Below are 13,386 nucleotides of genomic sequence, written 5' to 3'. Positions count from 1 at the left end.
CGGGAGGCGTCGGGTGGTTATCAGGCCGTCGCGGTGCGGGCACGGGTCCGTGCGGGGGCCCTCTGCTGGTCGGATGCAGGCTTGGCCGCTTTGGTGCACGGCGGGGCCGCGTCAGGATCGGCCGGCTGTCCGAGCTCGGCCCGTGCATCGCTGAAGGGCGTGACGAGCAGGCCCTTCAGGGTGCGGGTGTGCTCGGGGCCGAAGCCGTCGAGGCCGACGTTGATTGCCTCGGGCCGACGGTCCGGAGCGAGGGTGCCGAAGAGGCGATCCCAGATCGTAAGGACGGCGGCGTAGTTGCTGTCGGTCTCGGGCTGCCAGCGCGAATGGTGGACGCGGTGCATGCGCGGCGTGACCACGAGCCACCGCAAGATGGGCTCGACGCTCGGGTGCAGGCGGATGTTCGAGTGGTGAAACAGGGCGGCGGGCAAGAGCACGGCGTTGTAGATGACAACGTCAGTGACGTGGATGCCCAGCAGCACGACGGCCAAGAGCGTGAATACGCCGTGGATGGCGACCTCGATGGTGTGGAATCGCAGCGCGGTCGTCGCTTCCATGTGCTCGGCGTGATGGTGGACCGCGTGCAAACGCCAGAACGCGGGCACCTTGTGCATGACGACGTGGCAGAGATACTGCAAGAGGTCGAGCAGCAGGAAGGCCAGGATGAGGTGGGCCCACCACGGTAGATCGAAGGCTCGAAGCACGCCAAAGCCCGAGGCGCTTGTAATGGAGTCAGCCACCGCCAGGATGGCCGCGAGGGCCACGGCGGGAATGGCGTTGAGGCCTGCAAGGAGCAGGTTGTTCAGCCGCGCCATGCCGACGCGGCCCTTGGCGGGCACGGCGGGCAGGATGGCTTCGAGCGTCCAGCAGAGCGCCAGTGCAATGGCGGCAACGAAAGTGGGAACCATGTCATGCATCGCGAGCGCGACGGTAGCACGGTCGTTGCCCGCGTGGCCACCAACGTTCAAGCCATGAACGCGTTTTCAGATGGGCGCGTCCTCGTTGACCAGAAGAACGACACGGGGATTCACGAACTCGTAGTCGTCCTTGTCGCTGCCGGGGCGAGCGACGGATTCGAGCTCGAGCACGTTCTCCCCAAGCCGGAGCACGCCGGAGGGAATCGAGATGATCTGCTCGCCGAAGCCGCCGTTGCTCGGCGACTGCGCGAGCGTTGCGATCTGCCTGCCGTTGATGCGCACGGGGTTCGGGGCCTGCGTGCCCTTGACCAACAATCGGAGTTCGGCGCCGCGGAGCGGGAGGTTTGCGTGGGCTTCGGTCATCTCGAATGGCAGTTGCAGCACCAGGCCCTCGCTACGCCGCTGGAACTGGCTGTTGATGCGGCCGCTGAACTCGTCGTTGCCAAGGTGATGGACCTCGGGCTCGTCTTCCATGACGATGACAAACGGATCGATCTTGCGCAGCCGAACGACGACGCGTCGGCCTGCATGCAGGTCTCTCTGGGCGATGTTGACCGCGCCGGGGGTATAGCCCTCGTGCGTGGCAGTGAGCGCGGCGTTGTCGGGGATCTGATCGAAGCCGAGCGCGAACGTGCCGTCGTCCCGTGCGGTTGCCGAGAGGTCGGCCGTGCCCTCCAGGTCGAGCCGGACGCGTGCGCCCGGAAGCGGCGCTTCGGACTGGGCATCGATCACGATGCCGAGCAGCTCGAACCGATGGGCGACCTCCTCGGGCAGGCGCACCTGGGGCGGATCGAACGCCAATACGGGAAGGTCGAGCGTGGGCACGGCCTCGGGCAACTGTTCGCCGGGCGCGGATTCGGAGATCGTGGACGTGAGTGCGGCCGGTGCGATCTCTGGTCGGTCGGCCTTGGGATCAATCTCGGTCAACGGAAGCGGAACGTCGCCGGCGGCGATGTCGGGGGGCGCGTCTGGCGAATCGGAAGCGGGCCGTGGCAATTCGATGCCGGGCTCGTGGACGAGCGTTGCGCTCTCGCCGGTCGTTGGTGTCGCAAGTGAGAGCGTGGCGGCTTCCAGCCGTGGAAGGTCGATGCCGGGCAGTTCCATCGAACCGGCAGACGCGTCGTCCCGTGGCGATGTGTCGCTCGGCGCTGTGAAGGAAGCAAGGCGTGTGTCATCGCCGGCAAACGATCGGGCTGCGTCGAGTCGCACGAGGCTGGGCTCGATGGCAGCCTCGATGTCTGTGCCATTCGTTGCCGACGCGGTTGCTGCCTGCGCGGGGGCCCGGATGCCTTCCTCGGCGTGTGCGAGTGGCTGTGCCGGGACTGCCTCTGGAAGAGCGAGGCTCGGACCGGGTGGCTGCGCCTCGATCGTCATCGATACATCGACCTGCGTAGCTTCGGCATGCGAATCGACGGGTGCGCTCTCGCTCGTTCGTGTCGAGGGGCGCATTGGACGATCAATCGGCGTCTGGGTTCGATTGGGCTGGAAGTTTTGGGTCACGCTGGGAGACGACATCGACGCGGCGGGCGCTGGGGTAGAAGGCTGCGATGCCTGTTCGAGCGTGGCGGGGGCTGACGAGCCGTGCATCTGTTCGCTGATCGATGAACGCACGGCGGACGACGAGAGGGCGACGCGAAGGCCCTGGCTGTCGCCCTCCGGCGGGCCGGCGCTTGGCGGCACCTGCATCGCGGCCAGCAATGCCAGCAGGCCGCCGTGGACTAAAAGGCTGACCAGCGCGCACTTGGCCATGAGCCCGAGCGTGGCGATGCGCGCCTGCCACTGCGCATTGCGGACCACCCGACGGAGCATCGCGAGCACCAGGACGAAGGCCAATGCGATGAGGATCCATGGCAGCAGCGAGAGCAGATCGCCGCGGGTCGTGCTCCGCGCGAGGTATACCTCTCGCGAGACCGCGCGGCGAATGATCGAGTCGCCGTGCAGGGTCGTGGCGAACTGGATTGCAAAGCCTTCGAGCGAGAGCGAGGGCGCGAATTCATCGTTGGCCGTGTTGATCGATGGTCCCAGCGTTCGGACGGGGCCGAGTACTCCGTCGTCGTGGAGTCGCGCGCGATAGAGATCGTGGCCGCCCGTTCCGCCCTCGCGATCGGAGGTGAAGTAGACGAAGTCGCCGGCCGGGGCTACGGCGGGCCCTGCATCTGCGCCCGGGCTGGACAACTCGGCCAGGTGGCGAACGCTGCTCTGGTCGAGTTGGGCGAGGTAGAGATCAAAGTCAGTTCGCTCCTCGCCGACGACCTCGCTGGCACGCGGACGGTTTGATGCAAACAGCACGCCTTCGACCCCATCGCGCTGTATCAAGGGGTGGGGATCGGTCTCGTCGAATCTGGAGTTGAGAGCCAGCGGCGTGGGCTCACCCCAGAGATCGCCCTGGCGGACCGACATCCAGATATCGAGCCCCCCCGCGCCGCCGGGACGATCCGAGGCGAAGTACAGCCTCTGACCATCGGCAGAGAGCGCGGGCGACAACTCGTTGTCGATGGTGTTCAATTCGCCCATTGGACGTGGCTGGGTCCACGCGTCTCCCACGCGGCTGGCGATGAACAGGTCCGTGTCGCCCGCATCGCTTTGCCGCGTGAGCAGAAGGACATCGCCTTCGGCCGATACGAAGGGATCTCGCCCCACAATGACTTCGCCTGCCGAGCTCTGCAGTGATTCTGGCTCGCGCCACAGGATGTCTCGCACGGGAGCCGCGGCTGCATACTGCCGGATGGAGGCGTCATCGGTGTAGAACGATCGGTGGTCGGCGTCGAACCACCACCATGCCGCGATGACGCTGCACACCAGCGCTCCAAGAGCCAGCACGGTCAGGATGAATCTTGAACGCGACGGCATGGGCTACCCCAGCGGCACCGTATCGAGGAAGGGCTGCTGCACGCCCGCGGCCTTGCAGACGTCCAGGACGCGCGCGATGGCGCCATAGCTGATGTCCTTGTCGCCGCGCACGGAAACCTTCTGGTCGGGATTCACGCGGACGGCGTCGCCTACGAGCGAGCGGAGTTCTTCGAGTTCGAGCTTCTGTCCGCCGACGATGATCTGGCCCGTGGCATCGACGTTGATGATGATTTCGCGAAGCATCGTCGTGATCGGGCCGGCCGCCTCGGCTTCGGGCAGGGCGATTGCCAGTTCCCGCTCGCTCTGCTGATACGTGGTGGCAACCAGGAAGAAGATCAACAGGAGGAACACCATGTCAATGATCGGCGTCATCTCGATGGTCGGGCCTGCCTCGTCCTGTTTCTTCCCGATGAGCATGGCTCAGGCCTCCGCACCCACGGCGAGGGCCGGCTCGGGCGCGGGTGCGCCGTTGTCTTGTGCCGTGTGATGATGCGAGCGACCCTGACGTTCCAGCACGTATCGCTCGACGAAGTCGACGGCGATTCGATCGAGTTCGCGGGCAAGTCCGTCGACGCGCGACACCAGCCAGTGGTAGAAGATGATGGTCGGAATCGCCACGAGCAAGCCTGCGGCGGTGGTGATCATGGCCTCGTAGATGCCGCCGGCGAGCAGTTCGGCCTTGCCCAAGCTCTCGCCCGACATGGCAACTGTCTGAAAGGCGCGGATCATGCCGAAGATGGTGCCCGTGAGACCCAGCAGCGGTGCGATGGCGGCGATGACGGTGAGCATGCGCAGCCGCTTGCGCAGCAGGTGCAGCTCGTATTCTCCCTGGGCGGTCAGGTGCTTCTCGACGATCTCCGGGCCGTGACCCAGCTTGTCAAGCCCAGCTGCGATGACGCGGGCGGCCGGGCTGTCGTACTTGGTGCATGCCTGTCTCGCGTCGGCGGGTCCGCCTGTTTCCATTGCCGCGTGGAGCTTCTTCTCGAACCCCGGCGGCACGACGCGAGGCTTGCGCAGCACGGCCAATCGCTCGAGCACGACGGCGACGACGACGAGTGAGCAGAGCGTGATGGGAATCATCATCACGCCGCCCTTGGTCGCAAGCTCGAAGACCGAGGGCGGGGCATTCTGAGCGAGTAGGAAGTGGAAGGTATTGGACATCGTTCAGCCTCCTCGTCCGCTGGCTGTGCCGCCCGGACCTGCGATGGCGCGGAGTCGTTCGCCGGCGGCCGTCGCCCATGAGCTCTCGGCGAAGCGATCCTGCACGGCGCGGTATTGTGCTCGGGCCTCGCCCACCTTGCCCATGGCTTCGAAGCATCGGCCGGCTTCAAAGAGGGCGGCGGGGCTCCAGGTGGGCGAAGCATGCAGGATGTCGACGCGGAGCAACTCGCGCACGGCGTCCTCGTGTTGGCCCAGGGCGAAGAGGCACTCACCCAGCTGAAACTGGGCGCGGGCAGCCGTCTCGCCCTCGTGCTTGTCGACGACGGCCTGATAGTGGTTTATCGCCTGCCGATGCTTGCCGGCGTTCTCGAGCGCCCAACCCAGGCCGAACTCGGCCATGAACCATCGGGGAGATCGGGCGTGCTCGCGGCGGTGCCGTGCATATGCCTCGAGGCTCGCGTTCCAGTCTTGGGCGGCGGCGTGGGCTTCGCCCAGCCGAAGGAGTGCCGCGTCGGCGTCGACGCCTTGCCCGCCGGCCGAGATCGCGCGTGCAAGCTGTTCGGCCGCTTCGCGGCCCCGCTTGAGGGCCAGGAGCGATTCGCCCAGCAGCAGGGCCGAGGGTCCGGCGAGCGCGTCATCGTTGAAGTCCTGCAGCAGCCGTACGACGCTTCGATGGTCGTTCAACTGGTAGCGGGCCCATGCGGCCTTGTACGTCGCGGCGCTGGCGAGTGTGGTTGGTACGTCGGTGCGCTGCGACACGGGCTCGAGGAGATCGGCTGCGCGGGCGTAGTCCGCATCGGCCAGGTAGGCGTCCGCCAGATCGAGGGCGGCATGCGGTGCGACGGATGACCCACCCGCAACGACCTGTTCCAGCATGCGTGTGGCTCGCTCGCGCTGGCCGGTGTTGCGGAGGCTGGCTGCCAGTGCGTACTGGTAGAGCGCCGTGTCCTGTTCGCCCAGATCGCGCGGCGTGTAGTCCTCGGACGCGTCGACGGCGGCTTGATGGTCTGCCGATCGGCTTAGCGCAATGACGTACCAGGCGCGTGCGGGTCCCTCGGCATCGTGAAGCAGCCGCGCCGCTTGCGCGGGCTCGCCCGCGTTGATCAGGGCCTTGGCGTGGTCCAGCGCCACGATGCGTGCCATTGGTCGCCCGCCGCGGTCGGCGGCCTGTGCATAGAGGCCCGCCGCACGCTCGTGCTCGCCGGATCGTGCGGCGATGCCGGCGAGGTGGCGAAGGGCATGCGGGGCGAAGCGTGAATCTTCGTGGCGGTCCGGCAGCGTCGTGAAGAATCGTCGTGCCGCCTGATCGTTGCCCTGCGCGACGTGCATCTGGCCCAACTCGAACAATGCATGCGGGGCGTGCTCGCTGTGAGGCCACTCGGACAGCATCTGCGTAAGAGACTCGATGGCCCCCGTGGTGTCACCCTGCCGACCGCGGGCCAGTGCCAGCTTCAGCATTGCGGCGTCAACGCTCGCAGCCTGAGTGCCGGCCACGGCGATGTACTCGGCAAAACGCGACTCGGCCTGTTCCCATTGCTCGGCGTCGAAGGCAATATCCCCAAGGGCGAACAGCGCGGGCACGAACGCCGGCTGCGTGCGCACGCCGTCGACGACGGCTTCCAGGTGGGGCTCTGCCTGGTCTGCTCGACCCATTGCGAGGAAGGACATGCCCAGGCGGAAGCGTGCCTGGTCTGCCAGCGAATCATCGTCCGCCTCGACGAGCGGTGCGAATCCGCGCGCGGCGGCCTCGTAGTTTTTGCTTCTATAGGCCGCTTCGGCTTGCAGGAATGCCGCGCTGGACGCGAGCGGGTGATCCGTAAACTGCCGGCTAAGACTGCGAGCAACACCGGCTGATTCATCGACCTGATCGACCTCAAGCAGGAGCGAGGCCTGCGAGAACAAAGCGTCGGGCGCCAGTGGATGGTCGCCGTGGTCGGCAACGAACAAGCCGAAGGCCCGTGCCGCGGCTTCGGGCTGACCATCGCGTTGCAGCGCGATGGCCCGGTCGTACTTCATCTCGGCGATCAAAGGACTCGTCGGGTGTTGCTTGATCGCGAGGCGAAGCCTTTCGGCGGCTTCTTCATGGCGACCGCGGCGCAGCGCAGCTTTTGCATGCCAGAACGCGACGTCATCAGCGAGATCTGGGTCGGCTCGTCGTTCTGACCGTTCGAATGCCCGGATCGCTTCTTCGGGCTGGTCGATGTCCAGCAATGCGCGACCAAGCTCGTAGTGCACCTGAGCGGTGCTGAAGCGAGGCGCTTGTTCGGCAAGTACGCGCAGGACGTTGGCGGCTTCACCTGGTCTTGCTTCCAGACGCAGGATGACGGCGAGCCTGAGCATCGCCTGCGGCCGGACCGTCGAGGCATCGACCGATGCTCGCTCGAGGCTCGCGATCGCGCCCGCGGCATCGCCGGCCGCATAGAGGGCGTTCGCCTGGTGGAACAGGGCTGCGTCGGTCAGTCCGTCGCGCCCGCGCGGCATGATGACTCGCCCGAGCCACTCCGCAGCAGTCGCGTGCTCGGTTGGCTTCCTGGCGATCGTGGCCTGGGATATGCCCGCGAACAGCGACGCTCGCCGGTGGGCCTGGTCGTCACGACGGAGGTCCGACTCGAATCGGGTATACGCTCGCACGGCGTCGGCGTTCTCGCCCGCGCGGTGGAGGCTCTCGATCAAGAGCGCCGCGGTCGAAGCCCAGGCGGCATGGTCGCGATGGCCTGCCGCGGCCCGGCCCGAACTAGCGGCACGTGCGTAGTCCTCTTGACGGAAATGGAGATGCATGAGCAGGACGTCGGCATCCGCCCGAAACGCGAAACGCGGGCCGCCCTCGATCTGTTCGAGCGCTCGAATCGCCGCTGCATCCTCGCCCATGTTGTATCGAGCGACGGCCAGGCCGTAGCGGGCTTCGTCGCGCGCGTCGGCGTTGTCGAGCGTTTGCAAGGCGGCCGCGTACTCACTGGCCGCCTCGGCATGCAACCCTCGCTGCAACAGGCCATTTGCCGTGCGGAGGGCCCGATCGCCGTCCTGTGCGATCAAGGCGTGCGAGCACAGGACCACTACCGAGATCGTGAGCAGGGCGCGCATGGGCACACCTCCCGGCCGAGCCGCACACTGTTTTCTCCGCCCGGCGCCACCTCGTGCCGGCTCTCTGTATCAAGAGTCTTTGGGAACCCACCCCTGTCGCGATTCAGCACCGGCGCAGGAAATTTGCTCCCACATGCGTGCAGTTTACGAACACGCTGCGCCGCGCCGTTGACAAGTTCTTGTTGCCAATCAACTTGTGCGATCCAGGAGGTGCCAGAGAAAATCAGAGACCTTCGCTGGTCGGCCTTCGGAAGGCCAGCGGCTCACGCCCATTCCGTCGTCGCACCCAGTTCAGCGGGCCTCGTACCCAACGGTGGCGAACGAGCCACTTCTCGAAAGCGTACTTGCGTGGAAAATCGAGCAAGATGAAGCCGGCGAAGATGGTCAGCAAGCCCTGGCCGGGGAGCACGAGCATGGCGATGCCACCGAGGACAAGGACGATGCCGAGCACGTTCTTGCCAATGCGCAGGCTCAGCCGAAGCCAGGGCGCGTGAGAGGCCCACCGCGAGGGCGGCCGGACATCGTGTACGAAGTAGTCCCGGGGGATGCGGACGATCAGGGCGGGCATGATCAGCAGGCTGCCCACGAACACCACCACGGACACCAGGCCCAGGCCCCAGAGCATCGCTTCGTTGTCGGAGATCCACGCTGGCACGGAAAAGCGTAGCGGCCGCCCGCGATGCCTCGCGAGCGGCCGCTGAAATGAACCAGTGGCTCAGTGACGGTGCTTAGCGATCGAGCGTGAACTCGATCTCATCGAGCCCCAGCCGACCGATGGCCGAGCCGCCATCCTGGGCGAACTCGAAGCGAATGGCCGAGACGTTGGTCAGGTCGACGCCGCTGGCCTGCGCGAGGAAGTCGCTCAAGCGGATGCGGATGGTGCCGTACTCGTTCTGCCAGCCCGTGCCGGTGCCGGCGCCGGTGCGCTGGTAGGGCTCGCTCGCACCGGCCTGGTACGCGCCGGTGTGTACGGTGCTCCGTGCGCCAGCGCCATCGACGAGCGTGACGTGGAACGTCAGCGGCTCGAGTTCGGCGATGGTGTTGGGATGCCGCGTGCCCTGGCAGACACGGAAGCTGAGGTGGTCATAGCCCGAGACGTCGCCCAGCGCGGGCAACACCTGGAACTCGATGAACGCGGGGCTGTTGAAGTCGAACACCAGTCCGGCCGAGTCGTCTGACGACAGGAACGCATAGTTCATGCCGTTGCTGGGCTCACTGCCCGTCCAGGTCAGGGTGCCGTTGGTGTCTTCCTGACGCACCTCGGCGGCGTTCGCGACGCCGATGGTGACGCTGCCGCCCGAACTGCTCTGGCTGAGGCTCGGGTTGCTCTGGAAGTCGTCGATGACGCGGCTGTCGCCGTCGATGGTGCTCGGCCGGTACATGTGCACGAGCGTCGTGGTATCGATGACGCCCAGGGGCTTGAAGCTGTCCCACGCGCGGGTGACGTAGTCGATCGCGTCGCCGTTGCCCTCACCATAGTGCTTGATGAGCGCGGTCCACGTCGCCTTGGCGATCTGCTGGGCCTCGGCCCGGCCGATCTCGGTGGATGCCGGACCCTGGAAGTTGCGGAATCCGCAGCAGTTGAAGACGTTGTGGTCGGCGCCGTGGATGTAGGTCGAGTGCTTGAAGCCGTCGGCCCGGTCATAGTTACGGAAGGGGATGGTCTGCCCACCGAAGCTGCTGGGGCTGCCGCTGATGTCGCCATCGGCCGAACCCCAGATCATGTGGAAGTTAATGTCGCCCGGATCGGCCTCGAACGATCCGCCGCCGCTGCTGTTGGCTGCGATCGAGCTGACCAGCACCATGTCCTCGGCGCTGTAATTGGCGGGGGTGAAGCTGCCCTCACTCAGCCGCTCCGATCCGATGTTGCACTCGCGACCGCCCAGGCTGTGGCCGATCCACACGATGCGCGAGCTGTCCAGCAACCCGTTGAGCACGCCACCGGCGATGGTCGCCTGCTCGCCGATGAGCGCATCGGTGTGCCGCAGCGGTCGGTTGCCGGTGCCGCTGAAGTCGTTCTGCACGCTGATGCTCACCCAGCCCCAGCTGCTGAGCTGGTCCTGTAGATAGTCGTACCACCGATAGTCGTGGCCGCCACCGTGCACGATCACGACGATGGGCAGCGGGCCCACGCTGGCAAGCTCGGCCGGGTAGTTGAGCCGCAGCACGCCTTGCGAACTGCTGCTGTCGACCATCACGGGCGTGAGCGGGCCCATCTCGGAGATGTTGGTAAACACGCTGAAGCCGTTGGCATCGGCGGGCGCGATGGCCAGGCCGTCGATGTAGTCGCCGTCGCTCAGCGTCCCGTCGCGATCAGCGTCGACGACGAGGTCGTAGCCGGTCGAGACGTTCAGCCCGTCGGCGGCGGCGAGGGTCTCGCTGCCGGTCAGGGCCACCTCGGCGCCGTCGATCGACAAGGCGCTGAAGGTGTGGGCTTGCGGCATGCCGCGCACGTCGTTCAGCGACGGATCACTGCTCCATTGCAGGTTCGTCTTGCTGGCGACGATGTAGATATCGCCGGTGACCCCTCGGATCGAGGGAAAGCGATCGGGGTCGATCGCCAGGTACACGGTGTCGCCTTCGTTGAACGCACGGGTGGCCTCGAAGTGCGGGTAGGCGTCCAGCGGCACGCCGGCCATCTGCAGCGAGACCGGAGCGGCCGGGCAGCCGCGTACAAAGTCGTTCTGGAACTCCAGGAAATCGAAGACGGTCAGTGCGCCGTCGCCATCGAAGTCAGCAGCTAGGTCGCCCGCGTCGAACAGGTTCTGGAACTCCAGGAAGTCAAAGACGGTCAGCTCGCCGTCACCGTCCAAGTCGGCCCGGCACGTGCCCTGGGCCATGGCCGAACCGGCGGCCGTCAGCAGCGCTGAGGCGGCCAGCGTCAAGAGAATCTTCTTCGGTTGCATCTCGTTTCCTCTCTGCTCGTGTGCTCAATCTTACGGGTCGACGGTGAACTCGATCTCGTCCAGACCAAGCCGGCCGATGCTCGAGCCCTCGCCCTCACCGAAGTCGAAGCGGATTGCCGAAACGTCGGTCAGGTCGAGCCCGGTGTTCTGTGCCAGGAAGTCGGTCAGCCTGATGCGGATGGTGTTGTACTCGTTCTGCCAACCCACGCCGGTGCCCTGGCCGGTGCGCTGGTAGGGCTCGGACGCACCGGCGCTGTATTCGCCGATGTGGATGGTGCTGGTCGCGCCGCTGCCGTCGACGAGCGAGACGTTGAACGTCACCGGGGCAAGCTCGGCGATCGTGTTGGGGTGACGGGTGCCCTGGCACACGCGGAAGCTCAGATGGTCGTAGCCGAGCAGGTTGCCCAGGCTTGGCAGCACCTCGAACTCGATGAACGCCGGACCGTCATAGTCAAAGACCAGTCCGCGCGAGGTGTCCGAGGGCTCCCATGCGTACGTCATGCCGTTGGCCGGATCGGTGGGCGTCCAGGTGAAGCCGCTGGCGCTGTCGCGTTGGCGCACTTCGATGGTGTTGGAGGTATTCAGCGTCACGAGGCCACCCGAGCTGCTCTGGCTCACGCTCGGATTGGTCTGGAAGTCTTCGATGACGCGGCTGTCCATCTCCACTGGGTCGGGACGGTACATGTGCACGAGCGTCGTCGTCTGGCTCACGCTCAGGGGCTTGAAGCCATCCCATGCGCGGGTGAGGTAGTCGATGGCGTCGCCGTTGTCTTCGCCGTGGTGCTTGATCAGCGCAAGCCAGATGCTCTTGGCGATGCGCTGGGCCTCGGGCCGGCCGATCTCGGTCTCCGGCGGGCCGGTGAAGTTGCGGAAGCCGCAGCAGTTGAACACGTTGTGGTCGGCGCCGTGGATGTACGTCGAGTGCTTGTAGCCAAACGCCCGGTCATAGTGCCGGAAGGCCACGGTCTGCTGGCCCGGCGCCCCGCTGCGGTCACCGTCGGCCGAGCCCCAGATCATGTGGAAGTTGATCGGCCCGGGATCGGCCACGAGCGAGCCGAAATCGCCCACGCTGTTGGCGCCGATCGAGCTGACCAACGTCATGTCGTCGATCGAGTAGTTGCTGGGGGTGAACAGGCCGCGGTACAGCCGCTCGGCCCCGATGACCACCTCTCGCCCGCCCAGGCTGTGGCCGATCCACACGATGCGCGAGCTGTCCAGCAGCCCGTTCAACACGCCGCCCGCGAGCGTCTGCTGCTCGGCAATGAGCGCCTGGGTCTGCAGCAGCGGGCGGTTGCCGGTGCCGCCGAAGTCGTTCTGGATGCTGATGCTCACCCAGCCCCAACTGCTGAGGTGGTCCTGCAGGTAGTCGTACCACCGGTAGTCGTGTCCGCCGCCGTGCACGATGATGGCGATGGGCAAGGGGCCTTCGCTTGCCAACTCGGCCGGGTAGTTCAGGCGGACCGGGCCGCGCGAAGTGCTGGTGTCGAGCATCGTGGGCGTCAGCGGCCCCATCTGCGTCATGTCGGTGAAGACGCTGAACCCGTTGGCGTCGGCGGGCCGAATGCCCAGCCCGTCGATGTAGTCGCCGTCGCCGAGCTGGCCGTCGCGATCGACGTCCACCACCAGGTCGTAGCCGGTCGAGATGTTCAGGCCGTTGGCTGCGGCGAGGGTCTCGGTCCCGGTTAACGCGACGGCGGCGTCTTCGATCGACAAGGCGCTGAACGTGTGACCCTGCGGCATGCCGCGCACGTCGGTCAGGCTGGGGTCCGTCGCCCACTCGAGTTCGGTCTTGCTCTGCACGACGTAGATGTCGCCGGTGACGCCAACGATCGACGGAAAGCGATCGGGGTCGATGGCCATGTGCACGGTGCGGCCTTGGTTGAACGCGCGGGTCGCTTCGAAGTACGGATATCCGTCCAGCGGCTCGCCGGCCATCTGCAGCGAGATCGGCTCGCCGGGGCAGCCCTGCGTGAAGTCGTTCTGGAACTCCAGGAAGTCGAAGATGGTCAACTCGCCGTCGCCGTCGAAGTCGGCGGCCAGATCGCCGGCATCGAAGAGGTTCTGGAACTCCAGGAAGTCGAAGACGGTCAACTCGCCGTCGCCGTCCAAGTCGGCCCGGCAGGTCGAATCGGGGTTGGCCTGGGCCAGGCCGGACACGGCGACAAGGGCGGCGACAGCGGCAGCCTGTGCGAACGCGTGGCGCATTGGTTCTCTCCTGTTGGTTATCGGGTCTTGGGCCACCCGCGAGATTCCGGCGTCGTGCGGGCGCGCACCGCGTGCCCGCTGCCTCTCATCGATCCGCACGAGTTGGTCGGGGGGATGCCCGTGGTCCCGAACTTCTCGGAAGTTGACGGGCCGATGGAACAACGTCCGAGAACGAAACGGTGCGGGTGGGATTCGAACCCACGGAACCCTGACGGGCTCATTGGTTTTCAAGACCAACGCCTTCAACCGCTCGGCCACCGCACCTGGAA

The 13,386-nt window shown here is 66.2% G+C and carries 8 protein-coding genes and 1 tRNA gene; all 9 read right to left on the bottom strand.

Annotation, left to right across the window (positions count from 1 at the left end; all coding sequences use genetic code 11):
* Positions 1–20: 20 nt before the first annotated feature.
* Positions 21–914 carry a sterol desaturase family protein gene (locus RIE32_07800; GenBank protein MEQ9096150.1) on the bottom strand — a complete coding sequence of 298 codons (894 nt, stop codon included), beginning with the start codon at positions 912–914 and terminating at the stop codon, positions 21–23.
* Between the two features lie 66 nt (positions 915–980).
* Entirely contained in the window at positions 981–3,764 is a 2,784-nt protein-coding gene (locus RIE32_07795; protein MEQ9096149.1) for a hypothetical protein, read from the bottom strand.
* Positions 3,765–3,767: 3 nt separating this feature from the next.
* Positions 3,768–4,181, bottom strand: coding sequence for a biopolymer transporter ExbD (locus tag RIE32_07790; protein ID MEQ9096148.1), 414 nt, complete (start codon positions 4,179–4,181; stop codon positions 3,768–3,770).
* Positions 4,182–4,184: 3 nt separating this feature from the next.
* Entirely contained in the window at positions 4,185–4,925 is a 741-nt protein-coding gene (locus RIE32_07785) for a MotA/TolQ/ExbB proton channel family protein (GenBank protein MEQ9096147.1), read from the bottom strand.
* 3 nt (positions 4,926–4,928) lie between these two features.
* The gene (locus RIE32_07780) at positions 4,929–8,006 is read right to left on the bottom strand and encodes a tetratricopeptide repeat protein (GenBank protein MEQ9096146.1); all 3,078 of its coding nucleotides are present in this window, start codon (positions 8,004–8,006) and stop codon (positions 4,929–4,931) included.
* Between the two features lie 223 nt (positions 8,007–8,229).
* Positions 8,230–8,661, bottom strand: coding sequence for a PGPGW domain-containing protein (locus tag RIE32_07775; protein MEQ9096145.1), 432 nt, complete (start codon positions 8,659–8,661; stop codon positions 8,230–8,232).
* 73 nt (positions 8,662–8,734) lie between these two features.
* Positions 8,735–10,912 carry a GC-type dockerin domain-anchored protein gene (locus RIE32_07770; GenBank protein MEQ9096144.1) on the bottom strand — a complete coding sequence of 726 codons (2,178 nt, stop codon included), beginning with the start codon at positions 10,910–10,912 and terminating at the stop codon, positions 8,735–8,737.
* 30 nt (positions 10,913–10,942) lie between these two features.
* Positions 10,943–13,117 carry a GC-type dockerin domain-anchored protein gene (locus RIE32_07765; GenBank protein MEQ9096143.1) on the bottom strand — a complete coding sequence of 725 codons (2,175 nt, stop codon included), beginning with the start codon at positions 13,115–13,117 and terminating at the stop codon, positions 10,943–10,945.
* Positions 13,118–13,294: 177 nt separating this feature from the next.
* Positions 13,295–13,381, bottom strand: a tRNA-Ser gene (locus RIE32_07760).
* Between the last annotated feature and the right edge of the window lie 5 nt (positions 13,382–13,386).

The organism is Phycisphaerales bacterium (assembly GCA_040221175.1).
Lineage (GTDB): Bacteria > Planctomycetota > Phycisphaerae > Phycisphaerales > UBA1924 > JAHCJI01.
The sequence above is the reverse complement of the archived record's forward strand: the minus strand, read 5'-3'. Positions and strand labels throughout refer to the sequence as shown.

Coding starts and splice junctions, on each gene's coding strand:
- RIE32_07800 (MEQ9096150.1), bottom strand. CDS start 914: ATGCATGACATGGTTCCCACTTTCGTTGCCGCCATTGCACTGGCGCTC.
- RIE32_07795 (MEQ9096149.1), bottom strand. CDS start 3,764: ATGCCGTCGCGTTCAAGATTCATCCTGACCGTGCTGGCTCTTGGAGCG.
- RIE32_07790 (MEQ9096148.1), bottom strand. CDS start 4,181: ATGCTCATCGGGAAGAAACAGGACGAGGCAGGCCCGACCATCGAGATG.
- RIE32_07785 (MEQ9096147.1), bottom strand. CDS start 4,925: ATGTCCAATACCTTCCACTTCCTACTCGCTCAGAATGCCCCGCCCTCG.
- RIE32_07780 (MEQ9096146.1), bottom strand. CDS start 8,006: ATGCGCGCCCTGCTCACGATCTCGGTAGTGGTCCTGTGCTCGCACGCC.
- RIE32_07770 (MEQ9096144.1), bottom strand. CDS start 10,912: ATGCAACCGAAGAAGATTCTCTTGACGCTGGCCGCCTCAGCGCTGCTG.
- RIE32_07765 (MEQ9096143.1), bottom strand. CDS start 13,117: ATGCGCCACGCGTTCGCACAGGCTGCCGCTGTCGCCGCCCTTGTCGCC.